Annotated in this window: 18 protein-coding genes; 10 read left to right on the forward strand and 8 right to left on the reverse strand. The window is 62.8% G+C overall.

The genetic code is table 11. From position 1 onward, the window contains the following. The first annotated feature begins 82 nt into the window (after positions 1–82). The 5 genes from ACP7D4_RS20065 to ACP7D4_RS20085 are packed head-to-tail and all read left to right on the forward strand — an operon-like array spanning position 83 to position 4843. A complete protein-coding gene (locus ACP7D4_RS20065) occupies positions 83–1348 on the forward strand; it encodes a lipoprotein-releasing ABC transporter permease subunit (protein WP_426106233.1) in 1266 nt (421 codons plus the stop codon). Continuing rightward, positions 1341–2081, forward strand: coding sequence for a lipoprotein-releasing ABC transporter ATP-binding protein LolD (lolD, locus tag ACP7D4_RS20070; protein WP_426210924.1), 741 nt, complete (start codon positions 1341–1343; stop codon positions 2079–2081). Before ACP7D4_RS20065 ends, lolD (ACP7D4_RS20070) begins: the two co-directional genes overlap by 8 nt. After that, positions 2078–3349, forward strand: coding sequence for a lipoprotein-releasing ABC transporter permease subunit (locus tag ACP7D4_RS20075; RefSeq protein WP_426210926.1), 1272 nt, complete (start codon positions 2078–2080; stop codon positions 3347–3349). The genes lolD (ACP7D4_RS20070) and ACP7D4_RS20075 overlap by 4 nt, the downstream gene beginning before the upstream one ends. After that, the gene (gene lolD, locus ACP7D4_RS20080) at positions 3342–4040 is read left to right on the forward strand and encodes a lipoprotein-releasing ABC transporter ATP-binding protein LolD (RefSeq protein ID WP_426106239.1); all 699 of its coding nucleotides are present in this window, start codon (positions 3342–3344) and stop codon (positions 4038–4040) included. Before ACP7D4_RS20075 ends, lolD (ACP7D4_RS20080) begins: the two co-directional genes overlap by 8 nt. A 2-nt stretch (positions 4041–4042) precedes the next feature. Next, positions 4043–4843 carry a TatD family hydrolase gene (locus ACP7D4_RS20085; RefSeq protein ID WP_426210928.1) on the forward strand — a complete coding sequence of 267 codons (801 nt, stop codon included), beginning with the start codon at positions 4043–4045 and terminating at the stop codon, positions 4841–4843. Between the two features lie 19 nt (positions 4844–4862). Here ACP7D4_RS20085 and ACP7D4_RS20090 read toward each other — a convergent pair whose 3' ends face one another. The 3 genes from ACP7D4_RS20090 to ACP7D4_RS20100 all read right to left on the reverse strand — a co-directional run bounded on the left by ACP7D4_RS20090 (position 4863) and on the right by ACP7D4_RS20100 (position 9078). Continuing rightward, on the reverse strand, positions 4863–6263 hold the full coding sequence (locus tag ACP7D4_RS20090) for a sigma-54 interaction domain-containing protein (RefSeq protein WP_426210930.1): 1401 nt from the start codon (positions 6261–6263) through the stop codon (positions 4863–4865). Between the two features lie 104 nt (positions 6264–6367). Beyond that, positions 6368–8311, reverse strand: a complete 1944-nt coding sequence (locus ACP7D4_RS20095) for an acyl CoA:acetate/3-ketoacid CoA transferase (RefSeq protein WP_426210932.1) — start codon at positions 8309–8311, stop codon at positions 6368–6370. Further along, entirely contained in the window at positions 8296–9078 is a 783-nt protein-coding gene (locus ACP7D4_RS20100) for a 3-hydroxybutyrate dehydrogenase (protein WP_426106244.1), read from the reverse strand. The genes ACP7D4_RS20095 and ACP7D4_RS20100 overlap by 16 nt, the downstream gene beginning before the upstream one ends. A 601-nt stretch (positions 9079–9679) precedes the next feature. On the opposite strand from ACP7D4_RS20100, the gene ACP7D4_RS20105 reads away from it, so the two are divergent. Both ACP7D4_RS20105 and ACP7D4_RS20110 read left to right on the forward strand, forming a co-directional pair. Next, the gene (locus ACP7D4_RS20105) at positions 9680–12037 is read left to right on the forward strand and encodes a DNA internalization-related competence protein ComEC/Rec2 (protein WP_426210934.1); all 2358 of its coding nucleotides are present in this window, start codon (positions 9680–9682) and stop codon (positions 12035–12037) included. A 128-nt stretch (positions 12038–12165) separates the two neighbouring features. Further along, complete coding sequence (locus tag ACP7D4_RS20110) at positions 12166–13326, forward strand: papain-like cysteine protease family protein (RefSeq protein ID WP_426106246.1); 1161 nt, start codon at positions 12166–12168, stop codon at positions 13324–13326. A gap of 186 nt (positions 13327–13512) precedes the next feature. Here ACP7D4_RS20110 and ACP7D4_RS20115 read toward each other — a convergent pair whose 3' ends face one another. Beyond that, positions 13513–14028 carry an alpha/beta hydrolase gene (locus ACP7D4_RS20115; protein ID WP_426106247.1) on the reverse strand — a complete coding sequence of 172 codons (516 nt, stop codon included), beginning with the start codon at positions 14026–14028 and terminating at the stop codon, positions 13513–13515. Between the two features lie 115 nt (positions 14029–14143). On the opposite strand from ACP7D4_RS20115, the gene ACP7D4_RS20120 reads away from it, so the two are divergent. The 3 genes from ACP7D4_RS20120 (at position 14144) to ACP7D4_RS20130 (ending at position 16354) form a co-directional block, all read left to right on the forward strand. After that, on the forward strand, positions 14144–14944 hold the full coding sequence (locus tag ACP7D4_RS20120) for an alpha/beta fold hydrolase (protein WP_426106249.1): 801 nt from the start codon (positions 14144–14146) through the stop codon (positions 14942–14944). 66 nt (positions 14945–15010) lie between these two features. Further along, positions 15011–15577: a dCTP deaminase gene (gene dcd, locus ACP7D4_RS20125; RefSeq protein ID WP_426106250.1), complete on the forward strand. Its 567-nt coding sequence runs from the start codon at positions 15011–15013 to the stop codon at positions 15575–15577. A gap of 207 nt (positions 15578–15784) precedes the next feature. Beyond that, positions 15785–16354, forward strand: coding sequence for a PEP-CTERM sorting domain-containing protein (locus ACP7D4_RS20130; protein WP_426210936.1), 570 nt, complete (start codon positions 15785–15787; stop codon positions 16352–16354). A 62-nt stretch (positions 16355–16416) separates the two neighbouring features. Here the strand turns inward: ACP7D4_RS20130 and ACP7D4_RS20135 are convergent, their stop codons facing one another. From ACP7D4_RS20135 to ACP7D4_RS20150, 4 genes are all read right to left on the reverse strand, one after another. Then, a complete protein-coding gene (locus ACP7D4_RS20135; RefSeq protein WP_426210938.1) occupies positions 16417–18669 on the reverse strand; it encodes an Orn/Lys/Arg decarboxylase N-terminal domain-containing protein in 2253 nt (750 codons plus the stop codon). Between the two features lie 164 nt (positions 18670–18833). Further along, a complete protein-coding gene (locus tag ACP7D4_RS20140; RefSeq protein WP_426210939.1) occupies positions 18834–19331 on the reverse strand; it encodes a dihydrofolate reductase in 498 nt (165 codons plus the stop codon). After that, positions 19328–20122, reverse strand: coding sequence for a thymidylate synthase (locus ACP7D4_RS20145; RefSeq protein WP_426106254.1), 795 nt, complete (start codon positions 20120–20122; stop codon positions 19328–19330). Before ACP7D4_RS20145 ends, ACP7D4_RS20140 begins: the two co-directional genes overlap by 4 nt. A 34-nt stretch (positions 20123–20156) precedes the next feature. After that, positions 20157–21242, reverse strand: a complete 1086-nt coding sequence (locus ACP7D4_RS20150; RefSeq protein ID WP_426106256.1) for a threonine aldolase family protein — start codon at positions 21240–21242, stop codon at positions 20157–20159. Between the last annotated feature and the right edge of the window lie 136 nt (positions 21243–21378).

Below are 21378 nucleotides of genomic sequence, written 5' to 3' on the forward strand. Positions count from 1 at the left end.
GTGATTCAATGGTGGCAAGACTGTCATGCAGCGGCTTTGTATGGCACACTTCGCACTTACTTAAAATACACTGCCGGGACTCATGAGTATCACCCACAAGATGCCGTACGAATGGCTGGTCGGCCTGCGCTACACGCGCGCCGGCAAGCGCAGCGGCCGCAACAGCTTCATTTCCTTCATTTCCTTCCTGTCGGTCGCCGGCATCGCTCTCGGCGTGGCCGCGCTGATCATCGTCATGTCGGTCATGAACGGCTTTCGCAAGGATGTCACCAACCGCATGCTCTCGGTGCTGGCGCATATCGAAGTGCTCGGGCCCCAGGGCGAGATGAGCAACTGGCAGGAGGTGATGACGCAAGCGTTCCAGAACCCGGCCGTCAAGGGCGCGGCGCCCTACGTCCAGACCCAGGGCATGCTGCTCAAGGACGGCTCGATGCGCCCGGCCGTGATTCGCGGCGTGCTGCCGTCGGAAGAACCCAAGGTGTCCGACGTCGCCAAGACGGTCGTGCAAGGTAGCCTGGACGCGCTGCGCCCCGGCCAGTTCAATATTGTGATGGGCTACGCGCTGGCCCGTTCGCTTGGTCTGAATATCGGCGACAAGGTCACCATGGCGCTGGCCCAGGCCCAGGTCACGCCGGCCGGCATGGTGCCGCGCATGCGTTCTTTTACGCTGGTGGGCGTGTTCGAGGCGGGCCACTTTGAATTTGATAACGGCATGGCCTTCGTGCACATGGCGGACGCACAGAAAATGGAACGTCTGGCCGCGCCGTCCGGTATTCGCCTGCGCATCGCCGACATGCACCAGGGGATTGAAGTCGCCAGGCAGCTCGAAGCGAGCCTTCCCGGCCACCTGGAAGTGCGCGACTGGTCCAAGCAGAACAAGACCTGGTTTGCCGCCGTGCAGATCGAAAAGAAGATGATGCTGATCGCCATGGCGCTGATCATCACCGTAGCCGCCTTCAACCTGGTGTCGATCCTGGTGATGACGGTGACGGACAAGCAGGCCGACATCGCCATTTTGCGCACGCTGGGCGCGTCGCCGCACTCCATCATGAAAATATTCATGATCCAGGGCGCGGTCGTGGGCATTCTGGGCACGCTGGCCGGCGTCGGCATGGGCGTGGTGGTGGCGCTCAATATCGGCGTGATCGTCCCGTTTTTTGAACACCTTTTTGGAGCGCAGGTTTTGTCGAGCGATATTTACCAAGTGAGCGCCTTGCCGTCGGACCTGCACTGGCCCGACGTGTATGGCATCGGCGGCATGTCCGTGCTGATGGCCTTTTTGGCTACCATCTATCCAAGCTTTGCCGCCTCGCGCGTCAAGCCCGCGGAGGCGCTGCGCTATGAATAAGCCTGTTTCAAGTAAGCCGGTTTCCGACGTTGTGCTGGCCTGCCGCGGCCTGGGCAAGACGTATACGCAAGGCGACTACCAGGTCAAGGTACTGAGTAATATCGACTTTAGCGTGCAGCGCGCCGAGCATGTGGCCATTGTCGGCGCGTCCGGTTCGGGCAAGTCGACTTTGCTGCATCTGCTCGGCGGGCTCGATACGCCCAGCACCGGCTCGGTCACCTTGCATGGCAAGGACTTTGCCACGCTGTCGGAAACCGCGCGCGGCGACTTGCGCAATGCCTCGCTCGGCTTCGTCTACCAGTTCCACCACCTGCTGCCCGAATTTTCGGCGCTCGACAATGTGGCCATGCCGCTCCTGATCCGGCGCGAAAAACGTGCAACGGCGCTGGCCAAGGCCGAAGCCATCCTGGCGCGCGTGGGCCTGTCCAAGCGCGCCATTCACGTGCCGGGCGAACTGTCCGGCGGCGAACGCCAGCGCGTGGCACTGGCGCGCGCCCTCGTCACGCAACCGGCCTGCGTGCTGGCCGATGAACCGACCGGCAACCTCGATCACGCGACCGCGCAGCAGATCTTTGCGCTGATGCTCGATTTGTCGAGCACCCTGGGCACCGCCTTCGTCATCGTCACCCACGACATTGAACTGGCCGGGCGCTGCGACCGCGTGCTGCGCCTGACCGAACACGGGCTGCATCCGGCTGAACGGATGACCGTTTTGCAAGGCGCGACGCCATGAGCATTATCGACAAACTGCCCTACGAATGGGCCGTGGGCATCCGTTACACGCGCGCCGGCAAGCGCAGTGCGCGCAATAGCTTCATTTCATTCATCTCGCTCATTTCGGTGTCGGGCATTGCGCTTGGCGTGGCCGCGCTGATCGTGGTGCTGTCGGTGATGAACGGCTTTCAGAAGGAAGTTACCGACCGCATGCTGGCCGTGGTGGCGCACATTGAAATCTACGACGAGCGCGGCGCCATGCCCGACTGGCAAGGCGCAATCAAGGCGGCATACCAGAACTCGGCCGTGATCGGGGCTGCTCCGTTCGCCGAAACCCAGGGCATGCTGATGTACGACGGCGTCATGAAGCCGGCCGTGCTGCGCGGCGTGCTGCCCGCCGAAGAGAGCAAAGTGTCGGACGTCCCGAACAGCATGGTCAAGGGGCAGGGCAGCTTTGACGCCTTGCGCGCGGGAGAATTCAACATCATCCTGGGCAGCGAGCTTGCCAAGGCGCTCGCGCTCAAGGTAGGCGACAAGGTCACGCTGGCCGTGGCGCCGGGCGATGCGTCAGCGGCCGCCAGCTCGCCGCGCATGGTCAACTTTACGCTCGTGGGTATCTTCGAGGTTGGCCATTTCGAGTTCGACTCGGGCCTGGCTTTCGTGCACATGGCCGATGCGCAGGTCATCGCCAACCTGCTGGCGCCGGCCGGCGTGCGCCTGCGCCTGGCCGACCTGCACCAGGCGCCGCAGGTCACCCAGGAGCTGGCCAGGACCATGCCGGGCAGCTTGCTGCTGCGCGACTGGTCCAAGCACAACCCGACCTGGTTTGCCGCCGTCCAGAGTCAAAAGAAGATGATGTTTATTATTTTGGTGCTGATTATCGCGGTGGCGGCCTTCAACCTGGTGGCCACGCTGGCCATGACGGTGACGGACAAGCAGGCCGACATCGCCATCTTGCGCACGCTCGGCTCATCCCCGCGTTCGATCATGAAGATCTTCATGATCCAGGGGGCGCTGGTGGGCATCATCGGCACTGCCGCAGGCGTGGGCGCGGGCGTGCTCATCGCGCTCAATGTCGACGTCATCATCCCGTTTATCGAGCGCGTGCTGGGCATGCAGTTCATCTCCAAGGAGATCTATTTCATCAGCGCCTTGCCGTCCGACGTGCGCTGGCCCGATGTATGCCTGATCGCCGCAGTGTCAGTTGGCCTGGCCTTCATCGCCACGCTGTACCCCAGCTTTGCCGCCTCGCGCGTCAAACCGGCGGAGGCGCTGCGCTATGAATGACGCCAAGCTGCCAGCCGTGCTCTCGTGCCGTGGTTTGGGCAAGACCTATGTGCAGGGCGACTACCAGGTCAAGGTGCTCGATAATGTCGACTTCGACGTCTACCGCGGCGAGCACGTGGCCATCGTCGGCGCGTCGGGTTCGGGCAAGTCGACGTTGCTCCATTTACTGGGCGGGCTCGATACGCCGACCACCGGCAGCGTCACGCTGCAGGGCGCCGACTTTGCCACCTTGTCGGAGACGGCGCGAGGCGACCTGCGCAATACGTCGCTTGGCTTCGTGTACCAGTTCCACCACTTGCTGCCGGAGTTTTCCGCGCTCGACAACGTGGCCATGCCGCTGTTGATCCGGCGTGAAAAGCGCGCGACGGCCGTCAAGAAGGCCGAAGCGATCCTGGAACGGGTAGGACTGTCCAAGCGCGCTATTCACGTCCCGGGCGAGCTGTCGGGCGGCGAGCGCCAGCGCGTGGCACTGGCGCGCGCGCTCGTCACACAGCCCGGCTGCGTGCTGGCGGACGAACCAACCGGCAACCTCGATCACGCGACGGCGCAGCAAATTTTTGACCTGATGCTCGACCTCTCGAGCACCCTGGGCACCGCCTTCGTGATCGTCACCCACGATATCGAGCTGGCGCAGCGCTGCGACCGGGTGCTGCGCCTGACCGACACCGGGCTGCAGAGCGCGGCGCACTGACCATGTGGATCGACACCCACTGCCACCTTGACGCCCATGAATTCGGCGCCGAGTCGCTGGCCGTGGCCCAGCGCGCCGGCGCGGCCGGGGTGGGCATGATCGTGATTCCAGCAGTTGAGCGGGGTAATTTTGGCGTTGTCGCGCAACTGGCGGCCAGTGCGCCCAACGTCAGCTATGCGCTGGGAATTCACCCGATCTGCGTGCCCCAGGCGCGCGAAGAAGATCTGCTGGCGCTGCGCACTGCCGTCGAGGCGGCGCTCATCGATCCGCGCTTTGTGGCGATCGGCGAAATCGGGCTCGATTTTTTCATCCCGATGCTGTGCGAGGCGGCCATGCGCGAGAAGCAGGACCATTTTTTCCGCGAACAGCTGCGCATGGCGCGCGACTATGCCTTGCCGGTGCTGATGCACGTGCGGCGTTCGCAAGACCAGGTGCTCAAGCACGTGCGGCAAATTCGCCCGGCTGGCGGAATCGCGCATGCATTTAACGGCAGCTTCCAGCAGGCGCAGATGTATATTGACCTGGGCTTCAAGCTTGGCTTTGGCGGCGCGATGACGTTTACCCGCGCGCTGCAGATCCGCCGGTTGGCCACCACGCTGCCGCTCGACGCCCTTGTGCTCGAGACCGATGCGCCCGACATTGCGCCGGCCTGGGTTCATCCGGCGCGCAACAGTCCGGAGCAGTTGCCGGCGATTGGCGCGGCCCTGGCCGAACTGCGCGCGATGGCGCCAGGCGATGTGCAGGCGGCGATGAAGGCAAACGCGCTCTCGGCATTGCCCCGCTTGAGCGCTATCGTCGGCTGAAAAATGTACGCTATGCGTGCTATGCGTGTTTGCGCCCCGCCAGAGCCAATGCTGCGATGCGCTTGTACAGCGTGGCGCGCGACATGCCCAGCTGGCGCGCCGCCGCCGGTACGTGGCCGCCGTTGTATTGCAGGGCCAGCGCGATGATGTTGCGGTCGAACGCTGCGAGTGCCTCGGCGTAATTGACGGCAACGCTCGCCGCGGCCGGCCCCAAAAACGCAAAGTCGACCGCGTCCAGTTCGAGGTTGTCGCTCAGGATGCAGCCACGCTCGAGCACGTTGGCCAGTTCGCGCACATTGCCCGGCCAGCGGTAGGCGCTGAGGATGGGCATTGCGCCCGGACCGATGCGGCGCGGCGCCGTGCCGGTGCGGCGCGAAATTTCTTTCAGCAGCGCTTGGGACAGCAGCGCCAGATCTGACAAGCGCTCGCGCAGCGGTGGCAACTTGATCTGCAGGACATTCAAGCGATAGTAAAGATCTGAACGGAAACGACCTTCACGCATTAAATAATCGAGATCGACGCTGGTGGCGGCGATCACGCGCACGTCCACTTTGACGACGCTGTTCGAGCCGAGCAGTTCGAATTCCTGCTCCTGCAGCACGCGCAGCAGCTTGCCTTGCATCGGCAGCGGCAAATCGCCAATTTCGTCAAGAAACAAAGTACCGCCGTCGGCCAGCCTGAATTTTCCTTCGCGCGCTCGCTTGTCGGCGCCCGTGTAGGCGCCAGGCGCCACACCGAAAAACTCCGCTTCCAGCAAGGCTTCCGGCACCGCTGCCATGTTGATGCCAATAAACGGCCCGCCCGAGCGCGGCGACGCGGCATGAATCGCGCTGGCGATGATTTCCTTGCCGGTACCGGTTTCGCCCAGCAGCAGCACGCTGGCCTCCTGCTGGGCGGCGCGGCGCGCCAGGCGCTTGACTTCAACGCTGGCCGGGCTCTCGCCGACAAAGCTGTCGAGCGTGTGCTTGGGGCGGCGCGTTTCGGCCAGCCCGCGCTTGGCCTGCGCCAGCTCGGCTTGCAGCGCGGCGAACTTGGTCAGCAGGGGTTTGAGGTAATTCATTTTTTCGTACAGCACAAAGCCGACCGCGCCGATGACGTCGCCCTGGGCGTCGTGCAGCGGCATGCGCGTGACGACCATCGGCTGGGCGCCAATGGTCATGATGTCGAGCAGTATGGGCTGGTTCAGGCGCATCACTTCGCGCATCAGGCTGTTGGGGATGAGGGTTTCCACATCCTGGCCCAGCGCATCGTGGGCGCTGGCAACGCCCAGCATGGCCAAATACTTGTCGTTGATCCAGGCGATCCGGCCCTTGCGGTCGACCGTGATCGCCCCCTCGCACAAGCTGTCGAGCTGGGCGAACAGAGAGGCCATCGCATGCTTGTGGATGGCATGCGAATCCTGCAGGAAAGCTTGCGTCATGTGTGTCAACATCGTGCACCGGCCCTTTGGCGATCAGCTTGTAGGATACTTGCAAATGATGCAAGTGTACAGCGGATCAGGCCGGTTTAATCACGTCCTTGGCCTCAGGCCGAATGGGCGTTCTTTCCGGCCAGGCTTTGCAGGTAGGCATGCGCCTCGGCCGCGCTTTCGTAGATATGCGGCGCCACACTGCGTTCGGCCAGCGCTTTTCCCAGCTTGGCGCGCAGAAAGCTGCTGGTCGTGTAGCGCGTCACACCCGCGTAGTAGCGGGCGATCAACTCCTTGACCATGTCGGTGTAGGCGTCGAGCACGTCGGGCGCGATCGAGAAATTGTCGTAGTTCACGATCGCCTGCACGCGCCGTCCGCCCGGCAGGGCCAGGCGTTCCACCTGGAAGCCGATGGCGTTGACGTCGGCCAGGTTCCGAACGCTGTAGCCTTCGAAATTGATGAATAGCGTATTGTGCCGCTCATCGTAAGCGAAGCGGCTGGCCAGTGGCAGGCTGAGCATCCTGTCGCGCAAGCCCATTTTGTCGTCCTCGAAGATGCGTGCATCCATCAGCGCGACCGTGCCATTGATGCGCGGCGCGAAGTCCATATGGGCCAGGATATCGCGCGCCACGTCCACGCCCGGCGCCACTTCGATCAGTTCCAGACCTTCCTCGCATAACTGGAATACGCAGCGCTCCGTCACGTACAGCACCGGCTGCTTGCGGCGCACGGCAAACGGTCCGCTGAAGGTGCAGTGTTCCACCTCATCAACAAACTTGCGCACATCATTACCGGCGAAAAACGTTCCCATGAACACAACCTTTTTTGCGTTCTGGCTGATATTGATAAAGCCGCCCGCACCGGCCAGTTTGCTGCCGAACTTGCTCACGTTCAGGTTGCCGTGGCGGTCAGCCTGCGCCAGCCCCAGGAAGGCCACGTCCAGGCCGCCGCCATCGTAGAAATCGAACTGCGACGGCTGGTCGATGATGGCGTCGGCATTGATGGCCGCACCAAAGTTCAGGCCGCCGGCGGGAATGCCGCCGATTACGCCCGGCTCGGCCGTGAGCGTCACCAGGTCGATCACGTTTTCTTCGTTGGCAATGGCGGCCACGCCTTCGGGCATGCCGATGCCGAGGTTGACCACGCTGTTGGGCTTGAGTTCAAGCGCGGCGCGGCGCGCGATGATGCGGCGCGCACCGGCGAGCATGGGCTGGGCGGAGGCGCCGGGCACACGAATCTCGGCGCTAAATGCTGCGCTGTAGGGCTCGCCGAAAGTCTGCCAATGATGTTCCGGGCGCGCCAGCACCACGCAGTCGACCAGGATGCCGGGTATGGCCACCCGGCGCGCATTGAGCGAACCGCGCTCGGCAATACGTTCGACCTGCACCATCACGATGCCGCCCGAATTGTGCACCGCCATCGCAATGGCCAGCGCTTCCAGCGTCAGCGCTTCTTTTTCCATCGTGATATTGCCGTCGGTATCAGCCGTGGTGCCCCGCAAGATACCGATGTTGATCGGAAGAGCTTCGTAGAACAGGCATTCTTCGGTGCTCATCGGCATGTCGATTAATTGCACCAGGTCTTGGGTGGTGCGTTCGTTGAGCTTGCCGCCGCCAAAACGGGGATCGACAAAGGTGCCCAGGCCGACCGTCGAGACATGGCCGGGCCGGCGCGCGGCAATGTCGCGAAACAGGTGCGAAATCACGCCCTGCGGCAAATTGTAGGCTTCGATGGCGCCGGACAGCGCCAACTGCTGCAGTTTGGGTACGAGCCCCCAATGGCCGCCGACCACGCGCTTGAGCAAGCCCTGGTGGGCCAGGTGGTTCAGTCCCTTGTCCTTGCCGTCGCCTTGACCGGCGGCGTACACCAGCGTCAGGTCGCGCGGCCCGCCGCCGTCTAAAAACAATTGTTCTAGCGCGATGGCGATCTCTTCGGCAAAACCGATGCCGACAAAGCCGCCGGTGGCGACCGTGTCGCCGCTGCGGATCAGCCGCACGGCCTCGCCGGCCGTGACCACCTTGCCTTGCCCTGCGCTGTGCCCGATCATTGCGCGGTCCATCCCCCGTCCACCGTCATGGCCGCGCCGCTGATCTGGGCAGCTGGGGCGGAGCACAGGAAGGCCACCAGCGCGCCGACTTGTTCGGGCGTGGCGAACTGACCGGATGGCTGCTTTTGCGACAGCAACTGCGCCTGGGCTTGCGCCGGGGCGACATCCAGCCGTGCGGCCAAGTCATCGATCTGTTTTTGCACCAGCGGTGTCAAGACCCAGCCCGGGCACACGGCATTGCACGTGATGCCGGAGCCGGCAGTTTCCAGCGCAATGGCGCGCGTCAGGCCGATCACGCCATGCTTTGCTGCCACATAGGCGCTTTTCATGGTCGAGGCAACCAGGCCGTGCACCGAGGCGATGTTGACGATCCGCCCCGCGCCCTGGGCGCGCATATGGGGCAGGGCGGCCTTGATGGCGTGGAAATTGGACGACAGGTTGATGGCGAGGATAGCGTCCCATTTGTCATCCGGGAATTCTTCGACGGGGGCCGTGTGCTGGATTCCGGCATTGTTGACCAGGATGTCGACGCGGCCCATGCGCGCGCTGGCGAGAGCGACCAGTTCGCGCACTTGCCTGGGGATCGACATGTCGGCGTCGCAGAACAGCACCTCGACGCCGTGATCGCGGGCCATGCCGGCGCGCAGCAGTTCGATGGCGTGCGGGTCGCCAAAGCCGTTAAGGACGATGTTGGCGCCTTGCTCGGCCAGTGCGTGGGCAATGCCCAGGCCGATGCCGCTGGTGGAACCGGTCACGATGGCAGTTTTGTTGCGTAGCATGCAAAAGTCTCCTGGAATGATCGGCCGATGCTGACCGTTCCGGATTACTGAGCAATGATCATGCCAATGTGGGAGGGCGGTTCAAATGACGGGTCGCCACGAGCAAGAAATCGTTCGCCGCGCAATTGTCGAGGTGGCGGTCGTCTCAAGTTTGAGACTTGTTTGATGCATGGCGGGCGTGGCGCTCTATTGCTCGGCTTTGTCTCAAATTTAAGACGGTTGTCTCGAATTAGGAGCGGGCGTTACCTGTTAGTTGCTCGGGGCGCTAGGAAAAGCGTCGGCAGTGGTCTGGAATCCGTGCCCGTTACCGGCACCCTTGCCGTTCCGTGGCCAGGGTGGGGATGATCTGCCACCCATGGGAGCCTGGAATGGCCTCTTCGTCAGCGTGCTGCACAAAGATCACGTGACCGCCGGCGCTGCGGATAGACCAGGCGGCGCTAGCAAAGTGTCCATTGGTGACTTTCTGGTTGGGGCTGACGGTGTGTGAAATTTTGGCAAGCCACAATTAATATCCCACCGAATTTGCCGAGATCTAGATTTGAGACAAAGCAAACCTCGACAACAAGGCGAGACTCGTGTCTTTCTCCGCCAGGGACCTATCATGCGCTGTGCGATTCTCGGTTTTGCCACCGGCGCAGCTTGTCTTCAGTCATCGCCTGGCTTGCCCGACGCTGCAGCCCTCGCATGGCTCGCTTGCGCCGCAGTCCTGTGCGGCTGCCTGCGTTACGCGGCAGGCGCTGGCGCCGCAGGCGTGCTGCTCGGCTATTGCTGGGCCGCGCTGCTGGCGACGCTGGCGCTGGCCCCGCAATTGTCGGCGGCGGACGAAGGGCGCGACATCGTCATTACCGGGACCGTCGACAACCTGCCGTACCACTTCGACCAGGGCACGCGTTTCAACTTTGCCGTCGAACGCGTGCAGGACGCGCGCATTCAGGTCCCGCCGCGCATCACACTGGCGTGGTACACGGGTTTTCGCGACAGCGTGCAGCAGGTGGGCGACGTGCAGCCGGGCGAACGCTGGCAGCTGACGGTCCGCTTGCAGCGACCGCACGGTAACGCCAATCCCGAGGGCTTTGACTATGAAGCGTGGCTGCTCGAGCAGGGCGTGCGCGCCACCGGCTATGTGCGTCCGGCCGGCGCGCAAAACCGGCGCATCGACCCTTTCGTGACCAGCGTGTCCAACCTGGTCGAGCGCAGCCGCGCCACGCTGCGCGAACGCATCCTGCGCGCGCTGCCCGGCAAACAATACGCGGGCGTGATCGTCGCGCTGGTGGTGGGCGACCAGCGCGCCATCGACCAGTCGGACTGGAAGGTGTTCAACCGCACCGGCGTTGGACATTTGATCTCGATCTCTGGGCTGCACATCACCATGGTGGCGGGCCTGTTTGCGCTGCTCGTCTCCAGTTTGTGGCGGCGCTCGTTTTTTACGCGTGCCCAATTGCCGCTGTTGCTGCCGGCGCAAAAGGTGGCGGCGCTAACTGGTGCTGCCGTCGCGCTCCTCTACGTGCTGCTGGCCGGCTTTGGCATTCCCGCCCAGCGCACGCTGTACATGCTGGCCGTGGTGGCCGTCGCGCTCTGGTCCGGGCGCCTCGCCAATGTTTCGCACGTGCTGTGCGCGGCGCTCGGCGCGGTGGTCCTGCTCGATCCGTGGGCCGTGCGGGCGCCGGGATTCTGGCTCTCGTTTGGCGCGGTGGCGGTGATCCTGTTTGCCACCACCGGCCGCACCGAAGGGCCGGCCACCCGCTTTTGGAGCGTCATCAAACTGGGGGCGCACACCCAGTATGTGGTCACGCTGGGGCTGGTGCCGCTAACGATGCTGCTGTTCTCGCAGTTCTCGCTGGCCAGCCCATTCGCCAACGCGATCGCCATCCCTCTCATCAGTCTGGTGGTGACGCCGCTGGCACTGGCCGGCGCCATGCTGCCGGCGCCGCTCTCCACATTGCTGCTCACGCTGGCGCATGCCGCGGTCGAAGCGCTGGCCTTAGCGCTGGAAGCCATGAGTGCCATGCCGATGGCGGTATGGAGTGCGCCGGCGCCATCGGCATGGGTGTTTTGCTTTGCGATGGCCGGCACCCTGTGGATGCTGGCGCCGCGCGGCTGGCCGCTGCGCTGGAGCGGCGCCATCGCTTGGCTGCCGCTGCTGGCGGGGCAGCCGTCGCACCCCGACGATGGCCAGTTCACCGTCACCGCGTTCGATGTCGGGCAGGGCATGGCGCTGCTGGTGGAAACGCGCGGGCATCGGCTGCTGTACGACGCCGGGCCGCTGTACTCGGCCGAGTCGAATGGTGGCAACCGCGTGATTTTGCCGTACTTGAAGGCGCGCGGGATCGACGTGCTCGACGCCATGGTGGTGAGCCACAGCGACGCCGATCATGCCGGTGGCGCGCTGGCGGTGCTCGGCGAAATCAAAGTGGACTGGGTCAGCTCGTCGCTGTGGTATGACCACCCGGTGGTGCACGCAGCGCGGCGCCACGTGCGCTGCGTTGGCGGGCAGGCCTGGGTATGGGAGGGCGTGCGCTTCGAAATGCTGCAGCCAAGCTTGGCCAGCTACGACGAGCCGGCCCTCAAGCCGAACGCGCGCGGTTGCACGCTGCGCATCTCGGCGCGCGGGCAGGCTGTGCTGCTGGCGGCGGACATTGAAGCGGCGCAGGAAGCGCAACTGGTGGCGCGCATGCCAGGCTTGCTGCGCGCCCAGGTGCTGCTGGCGCCGCATCATGGCAGCGGAACCTCATCGACGATGGCATTTTTAAAGGCCGTCGATCCTCAGCTGGCCCTGTTCCAGGTGGGTTATCGGAACCGCTATCACCATCCAAAAGCGGAGGTGATCGCGCGCTACCGGATACGTGGCATCGCGCGCTTGCGCAGCGATGAATCGGGCGCGGTGCAGATCAGCTCGAGCGATGGTTTCGTTCCCCATGCCTACCGGCGCGAACACCAGCGCTACTGGTACGGGCATTAAGGCTTGCTGTTGAGAAACGCCCCACCTGTGCGTTGCCACAAACCGGCCTCATCCTTTTAATCCAGAATCTCCTACGGTGGACGCCGCCGGTGGCGCCCCTTACCCGCCTCTTACCTTATGGAGTTGTCATGAATGTGTCCGAATTAGCTTACCTGGCGCGCCGCCCCTACAGCGCCTTGCTGCAAGAAAGTACCATCTTCGGTACGCTCTTTGTCGTCAAGCAGTTACCATTCAATATGCAGCTGCAGACCCAGTCGAACTGGTGCTGGGCGGCGACGGCCAACAGCGTGTCGCATTATTTCTGGCGCTGGAGCACATGGAGCCAATGTAAAATCGCCAACGCGGAACTGGGCCACACCGATTGCTGCCACAGCCCGGTGCCGTCGGACTGCAACGTGCCGTGGTATCTCGACCGCGCGTTGACGCGCACGCGCAACTTTGTCAGCATCCAGGGGCCGGCCAGTTTCGAGCTGGTGCGCGCGCAGATCGATGCCGGCAAACCGGTCGGCGCACGCATTGGCTGGAGCGGCGGCGGCGGCCACTTCATGGTGATCTACGGCTACAGCCTGATTGCCGGGAACGAATACTTCGATATCGACGATCCGATTTACGGCAAGAGCCACATTCCCGTGTCGGAATTTTCAAACAGTTACCAGGGATCGGGCAGCTGGACCCATACTTACTTTATGAAAAGTTACTTCAAATTGCCATTCGACTTCCCGATTCCGGCGGACAAGATCTTGCGCCGCATCTGGGAACTGCGCCCGCTGCTCAAGTTGAAGGGCGACCTGGCGGACGTCAATCCGCGCGACGCCAGCGACGACCAGGACGCCTCCGTGGGTCTGGCGCAGCGCATCTATGCCGTCGGGCTTGACGCCTTGCTGCGCGGGGACGCCGTTGCGCCCGAGGCGGTCGGCCTGCGCGTCTACGAGATGGCGGGCGAGGTGCCGCGCGCCTTTTTCGATATCAGCGAGGATGACGAGGCGCGCCTACTGCAGATGTCGGCCGCCAAGGTCCACCTGGACGCCTTTGCGCGCGCCCTGGCGGTCGCGCTCGGGCAGGCCAAGGAAGACCAGACGTACGAATTGCGTCTGTTCCGGGTGCCGGCGTTGAACTTCGAGGCGCTCTGGATCAGCTCCGACGGCGATGCTGCCAAGGATGTGCTGGTGCCTACGCGCAGCGTGGGGCGCCTGGCGCCGTATCAGGTGGTGGCGCTGCCAGACGCGCTGGCCGCACTGCGCGAAGCTGCGCGGCCGCTGGCGAACATGGATGACACCATCGGCGCCTGATGGTGGGCTGGGTTGCCAGTCTTGCAACAGAGTTGGCGCCGGTCGGGAAAGGTCGATGGCGCCTGCGCGGCCGCCTTTTCCGACCAGCGCCGTCGAGACGCATGGCGGAATGCGAGCCTTGCCCTTTTCCGCCCTACAGAGGCTCTTCACCACTCGCGCGCGCGGATGATCGAAGGATTTCTTTACTCACGGCTTGTCAGGAGCGGTAAACCATGCGACCGCCGACTGTGCCACCTCCGCCGGTATCGTATGCCCGCCGTCAAATTCTTCGTACGTCACATCAAATTCCAGCCGTTCCAGTTGCTTGACGATACTGCGGGCACAGGGATTGACGGGGAGTACCTCGTCCTCGGTGCCGTGCGAAATATAAATCTTCGGCTCGCCGCGCGCCGTCATCGGCCCGATGTCCGAGCCGTAAGTGCGCGCCGCAATGATGTCCCAGGTGCCGGCGTCGGAGGCTGGCGCGACGAGCATCATGCCGGCCTGGTCCGCCTGCGAACGCAAGATGTCGAGGCCGTCCTGCGCGTGGCCGCCTGCGCCGTGCAGCAACACCACCAGCGGCATCGGATACAGCGGGTGATAGCGCGACGGCACGTACAAATAACTGTCGCGCTTGCCGCCGACAGGCAGCGTTTGCATCCCGGTCGGCGCCAGTGCCGTGACCGGCCCGGGACGCGCGTACAAATGCGCTTGGGTGGGCATCGCTTCCTCCTACAAATGAGGGTAAGAACAGCGCCGGCGCGATTGGTTCGCGCGCCTCTAGTGCGTTTCCTCTAAACCATGATCGGCGGGGCGCGAATCCCCTTACAATTTGGCGATGAGCAAACCCCTGATCCACTTTTCGCACGGCAACAGCTACCCGGCCGGCAGCTACCGCCAGTTTTTCGATTACCTGCGCGACGAGTTCGATATCCGTTCGATCGACATGTACGGCCATGATCCGCGCTATCCGGTCACGGACGGCTGGCCCAAGCTGGTCGAGCATCTGGTCGCCAGTCTTGAAACGTATCCCGAGCCGGTGATCCTGGTCGGCCATTCGCTGGGCGGCATGCTCAGCATGATGGCAGCCAAGCAGCGGCCCGACCTGGTGCGCTGCGTGGTGATGCTCGATTCGCCCGTGGTGGCCGGCTGGCGCGCCATGCTGCTGCGCTTTGCCAAGGGCCAGCGCTGGGCCGACCGGTTTTCGCCGGCCAAGTCGTCGAAAAAGCGGCGCAACGTGTGGCCCGACGCGCAGGCCGCGCATGCGCACTTCAACAGCAAACCCATGTTCGCCGCCTGGGCGCCCGGGGTGCTCGCCGACTACCTTGAACATGGCCTCGAGCCGCATCCGGAAGGGGTGCAACTGCGCTTTCGGCGCGAAGTCGAAACTGCGATTTACCGCGCGCTGCCGCACCACCTGGGCACGCTGATGGGCGGGCAGTTTCCGGTGCCGATTGGCTTTGTGGCCGGCGTCGCCTCCGAAGAATTACGCCAGGCCGGGCTGGGCGCCACGCGCGCGCTGGTGGGCGAGCATTTCAGCCCGATCGAGGGCGGGCACCTGTTCCCGATGGAGTCGCCAGAGAAGGCGGCGCGCCTGACGCGCGAGATGATCGGGCGGCTGCTCAAGCAGGCTAAATAGTCTGGCGGGCGCTTTTCGCGTAAAATCGCGTGAAATTAACCCACCAATCTGGAAGAAGCCTCCGCGATGACTATCAAAAGCGATAAATGGATCCGCCGCACGGCGCTCGCCACCGGCATGATCGAACCGTTCGAACCGCAACAGGTGCGCGAAGTGGATGGGCGCAAGATCATCTCGTATGGCACCTCGTCTTATGGCTACGACATCCGCTGCGCCGACGAGTTCAAGATTTTCACGAATATCAACAGCACCATTGTCGACCCGAAGAATTTCGATCCGAACTCGTTCGTGGACGTCAAAAGCGATGTCTGCATCATTCCACCGAACTCGTTCGCGCTGGCGCGGACCATGGAGTACTTCAGGATTCCGCGCAATGTGCTGACCATTTGCCTGGGCAAGTCGACCTACGCGCGCTGCGGCATCATCGTCAACGTGACGCCGTTCGAGCCGGAGTGGGAAGGCTACGTGACGCTGGAGTTTTCAAACACCACGCCATTGCCGGCCAAGATTTATGCGGGCGAAGGCTGCGCGCAGGTGCTGTTCTTCGAGAGCGATGAAGTGTGCGAGACCTCGTACAAGGACCGCGGCGGCAAGTACCAGGGACAGAGCGGCGTCACCTTGCCGAAGGCTTGATCAGGAAGGCGGGGCGGGGCCATGTACCCGCTTGGCATGTCGGCGATCCTTACAGGCGCCCGATGCAACATATCATGCCATTGTCGTTAAGTAATTGATTTATAGACATTATCCCGCCAGTGTACTTGCACTGGCACAACTTGTGCTTTTCCCCTGGCAAGCCGCTTACTTGAGCGGCGTAGTCAAAACGCTATATGGGAAAACTGCATGAAACTATTACAAAAATTCCTGGCAGCAGCCGTGCTGGCGATGTCCGTCGCGGCATTTGCGTTCCCGATCGCCGCATCCGGAACGGAAGGACTGGTCGTACTGGCCGGTAACACCGGCGATATTGTCGCCACTTACCAGGGCAACACGGCGTCATTCAGTAACGACCTGTACCTGTACACCGATGACGGCATTGCCGGTAACGATGTCCTGATATTCAACAATCATGCCTCGCCGATCGGCAGTATTTTCAACCTGGGCTCTTTCGCTACCGGGTCTGAACTGCTGTTCCGCCTGCATGTGAACAATACGGGCAACGACTACTTCACTGGCGCTGCCACGCGCAACCTCGACAACAATTTCCATGCGCGCGTTCAAGAGAACTGGATGCCTGGTACAACCCTGGTCAGCTTCGAAGACCTGTTGGGCGGGCCGTTCGACTACAACGACCTGAGCTTCTCGTTCACCAACACGGTGACCACGGCCCCGGCAGACGTTCCCGAACCGGCAATGCCGCTGCTGTTCGGCCTGGCACTTGCGGACCTGATTGGTTCGCGCCGCCGCGCCTAAGTTTCTCCGCAATAAAAAAGGCCCGGTCGCTGCAAGCGCCGGGCCTTATTTTTAACTGTCGCCTACTGCATGACGCAATCGACGAAGTAACCTCGCTTGCCATCGACTTCGCGCTTGACCAGGCCGTGCACGTCCGTTTCGAAGCCCGGGAAGCGCTCGTTGAAGTCGCGCGCAAAGCGCAGGTAATCGACGATGGTCTTGTTGAACCGCTCGCCGGGAATGAGCAGTGGAATGCCCGGCGGATAAGGCGTCAACAGGATTGCCGTGATGCGTCCTTCCAGGTCTTCGAGCGCAACGCGTTCGATTTCGCGATGCGCCATCTTGGCGAATGCGTCCGATGGTTTCATCGCAGGGATCATGTCCGACAAATACATCTCGGTCGTCAGGCGCGCCACGTCGTAGGCCTGGTAGAAATCGTGGATCTGCTGGCACAGGTCGCGCAGGCCCATCGCTTCGTAGCGCGGGTTGGCGGCCGCAAATTCGGGCAGGATGCGCCACATCGGCTGGTTCTTGTCGTAGTCGTCCTTGAACTGCTGCAGCGCCGTGACCAGCGTGTTCCAGCGGCCCTTGGTAATCCCGATCGTAAACATGATGAAGAACGAATACAGCCCGCACTTTTCGATGATCACGCCGTGTTCGGCCAGGTACTTGGTGACGATCGAGGCGGGAATGCCGGTCTTGCCGAACACGCCGTCAAGCGACAGGCCGGGCGTGACCACCGTGGCCTTGATCGGGTCGAGCATGTTGAACCCGGGAGCGAGGTTGCCAAAGCCGTGCCAGGTGTCTTCGGCGCGAATCATCCAGTCGTCCTGGGTGCCGATGCCTTCTTCGCTGAAGGTGTCCGGGCCCCAGACCTTGAACCACCACTCGTCGCCAAATTCAGCGTCGACTTTTTTCATCGCGCGCCGGAAGTCCAGCGCCTCGAAAATCGACTCTTCGACCAGCGCCGTGCCGCCTGGCGCTTCCATCATGGCCGCGGCCACGTCGCACGAGGCGATGATCGAATACTGGGGCGAGGTCGAGGTGTGCATCAGATACGCCTCGTTGAAGGCATCGCGGTCGAGCTTGACGGTTTCCGATTCGCGCACCAGCACCTGCGAGGCCTGCGACAGGCCCGCGAGCAGCTTGTGGGTCGATTGAGTCGAGAAAATCATCGATTCCTTGGCGCGCGGACGGTCCTTGCCGATTGCGTGCATGTTCTTGTAGAAGTCGTGGAAGGTCGCGTGCGGCAGCCATGCTTCATCGAAGTGCAGGGTGTCGATCTTGCCGTCCAACATTTCGCGCAGCGTCTCGACGTTGTAGACCACGCCGTCGTAGGTCGACTGGGTGATGGTCAGAATGCGCGGCTTCTTGTTGACCGCTTCGCGCGCGAACGGATTGGCTTCGATCTTGCGGGCGATCGACTCGGGCGTAAATTCCTCGAGCGGGATCGGGCCGATGATGCCCAGGTGGTTCCGGGTCGGCATCAGGAACACGGGAATGGCGCCGCACATGATGATCGAGTGCAGGATCGACTTGTGGCAGTTGCGGTCCACGACGACGATGTCGCCGGGAGCGACCGTCGAGTGCCACACCATCTTGTTGGAGGTCGAGGTGCCGTTGGTGACGAAATAGCAGTGGTCGGCGTTGAAGATGCGCGCCGCATTGCGCTCCGACTTGGCCACGGGGCCGGTATGGTCGAGCAGTTGGCCGAGTTCCTCGACCGCGTTGCACACGTCCGCGCGCAGCATGTTCTCACCAAAGAACTGGTGGAACATCTGGCCGATCGGCGACTTGAGGAAGGCTACGCCGCCGGAGTGGCCGGGGCAGTGCCACGAGTACGAGCCGTCGTTGGCGTAGTTAACGAGCGCGCGGAAAAACGGCGGCGCCAGGCCGTCGAGGTAAGACTTCGCTTCGCGGATGATGTGGCGCGCGACGAATTCGGGCGTGTCCTCGAACATGTGGATGAAGCCGTGCAGCTCGCGCAGGATGTCGTTCGGGATATGGCGCGAGGTGCGCGTTTCGCCGTAGATGTAGATCGGGATGTCCGCATTCTTGTGGCGGATCTCCTTGATGAACGCGCGGATCGAAATGAGGGCTGAATCGGTCTCGGCGACCGATCCTTCGCCGAACTCTTCATCGTCGATCGACAGCACAAAGGCGGACGCGCGCGACTGCTGCTGCGCAAACTGCGACAGGTCGCCGTAGCTAGTCAGCCCGAGTACTTCCATGCCTTCTTTTTCCATCGCATCGGCCAGCGCGCGGATGCCAAGGCCGGAGGTGTTCTCGGAACGGAAATCCTCATCGATGATGACGATCGGGAAGCGAAATTTCATGGACAGCTCCAAAGCAGAGCGCCGTGAGGGCAGGGACGTCGCTCACGGCACCGGTAAAAAATAAGAAGCGGATTTTCGCAGAAAAGGCGCCAATCCGGTGAAAAAACTTTTGTAAGAATAGCCACAAGCGGGCTCGGGCGTCGCACACTTGGCGCGGCGCCGGTTCAAGCCTGGCGCCCCACCTTTTCATAGGTAACAAACGCGTACGCATAACCGTTGGCGTCCGAATGATACGCCTCGCGCGCCGATTGCGCCCACGCGTTGTGGTCGATGGCGGGGAAGAAGGTGTCGCAGGAAAAGGTATGGGCAATTTCGGTCACGATCATGCGCTCGGCCAGGGCGATCGCATCACTGAAAATCTGGGCCCCGCCGATGATGAAAGCGCTCGCCTCGCCCACCAGCTTGACGGCAGCGCCCAGTGACGGCACCGCTTCCACGCCCTCGTGGCGCCAGTTGGCATTGCGCGTGATGACGATATTGCGCCGGTTCGGCAGCGCGCGGCCGATCGAGTCGAACGTCTTGCGTCCCATGATGATCGGGTGGCCGGACGTGACACGCTTGAAATGCGCCAGATCCTCGGGCAGGTGCCAGGGCAGCTTGTTGTCAACGCCGATCCCGCGTTCTGCGTCGATAGCGACCACGATGGTGAGCTTGGCGCTCATACGGCCACCGGCGCGCGGATCAGCCCCTGCGGCGCATAGCCTTCAAAGGCGAAGTCGTCGAACTGGTAATCGAACAGAGAATCAGGTTTGCGCTTGATGACCAGCTTGGGCAGCGCCATCGGCGCGCGCGACAGCTGCAGCTCGACCTGCTCCATGTGGTTTGCGTACAGGTGGCAGTCGCCGCCGGTCCAGATAAAGTCGCCCACGTCCAGGCCGGCCTGCTGCGCCATCATGTGGGTCAGCAGGGCGTAGGAGGCGATATTGAAGGGCACGCCCAAAAAGATGTCGGCGCTGCGCTGGTACAGTTGGCACGACAGCTTGCCGTCGGCGACGTAGAACTGGAACAGCGCGTGGCAAGGCGGCAGCTTCATGTTCGGCACGTCGGCCACGTTCCAGGCCGAGACGATCATGCGGCGCGAGTCCGGATTGTTCCTGATCTGGTCCAATACTTGCACTATCTGGTCGATGTGACCGCCGTCGGGCGTGGGCCAGTTGCGCCACTGGTAGCCGTAGATGGGGCCAAGGTTGCCGTCGGCGTCGGCCCAGTCATCCCAGATCGACACCCCGTTCTGCTTGAGGTAATCGATGTTGGTGGAGCCGTTCAGGAACCAGATCAACTCATGGATGATGGATTTCAGGTGCAGCTTCTTGGTGGTCACCAGCGGAAAGCCTTCCCGCAGGTTAAAGCGCATCTGGTGGGCGAAAACGGAACGGGTTCCGGTGCCGGTGCGGTCGGTTTTTACGGTGCCATGTTCTTTCACATGGCGCATCAGGTCGAGGTATTGGCGCATCGCGTAGGTTCGGTGGATTTCAGGTGATTGTAACTTAGGCGCACACTTCGGCGGCGAGGATCGCAAACGCCTCGCGCACCCGATCGTCAAGCAAGTTGGCGAGGTTGTCGCCCACGTACAGTTCGATGACGCTGGTGTCAGGCAGGGCGCCGTGCGCGGCGCGGCCGAACAGCCAGATGCGGTGCTCTTGCGCCACGCGGTTGCGGATCGCCAGCGCCTTGTCGCGGCTGACGGGCAGATGCAGGTGCAGCATATTGGCCTGCGGGCGGGCAGGATTGGGGCGCAGCGCTGGATAGTCGCGCAGCAGCGCGTAAAGCCACTCTGTGCGGCGAAACAGGGCGGGCATGGCGGCCAGGCGCGCATTGAACTGCATGGCTGCGGCCACGATATATGGCGAGCGATGGATGACATTGCCGCCCTGGCGCCGGAACGACTCGGCCGCGCGCGCCACAAAGCTGCGCGAGCCGGCCAGCATCGCGCCGCCAAGCCCACCGATCCCCTTGTACAGCGACACGTAGCACGAATCGGCGCCCGCGGCGATGTCGGCCACGGGGCGATTGTAGGCGGCGGCGCATTCCCACAGGCGCGCGCCATCGATGTGCAGGTGGACGTTGCGGCGGCGGCAGTGGGCCTTGATGGCCGACAGCTCTTCCCATGAAGGATTCTGGCCGCCGATTTCGCGCATTGGCACTTCGATGGCCACGGCGCCCAGGCGGTCCGGGATCGCTTCAAGATCATCGGGCGACCATGGCCGGTGACGCTCGCCCACCTGCAGCGCATGGAAGTGTGCGAACAGTTGATAGTTCGATTTTTCGTGGACGATGATGTGCGAGGTAGGATGGAGCGCAACCAGTTGGCTGGCGCGGTCCTCGCAGCCGAGCCGCAGCGCGGTAACCTGCGCCATCGTCCCGCTGATGCAAAAAACGGCCGCTTCGAAGCCGAGAATGGCGGCGACCTCATCTTCGAAGGCCTGGATCAGGGCGCCGTCGCCGTAGACGTCATGCGCGACCTGGTTGGCGTCGCACCACGCCGCCATCGCAGCAAACATTGCCGCCGGCGCCCGCGCCTTGTGTCCGGGAATCACCGTATCACACTGTTGCAAGAGTTCAGCATCTGTCATCACACACTCCTCTGGGGTCAGACCACAATTTTGAAATAGTTTTTTAATTGGGGTCAGACCTCGCGGTTCGAGCAATTTATTTCCGTGTTGCCACGACTTTGTACCGTCGAACACTGGAAAGGACCGACAAGGGCCA

Origin of the sequence: Massilia sp. TWP1-3-3, assembly GCF_049897805.1 — a bacterium.
Classification (GTDB): Bacteria; Pseudomonadota; Gammaproteobacteria; order Burkholderiales; family Burkholderiaceae_D; genus Telluria_A.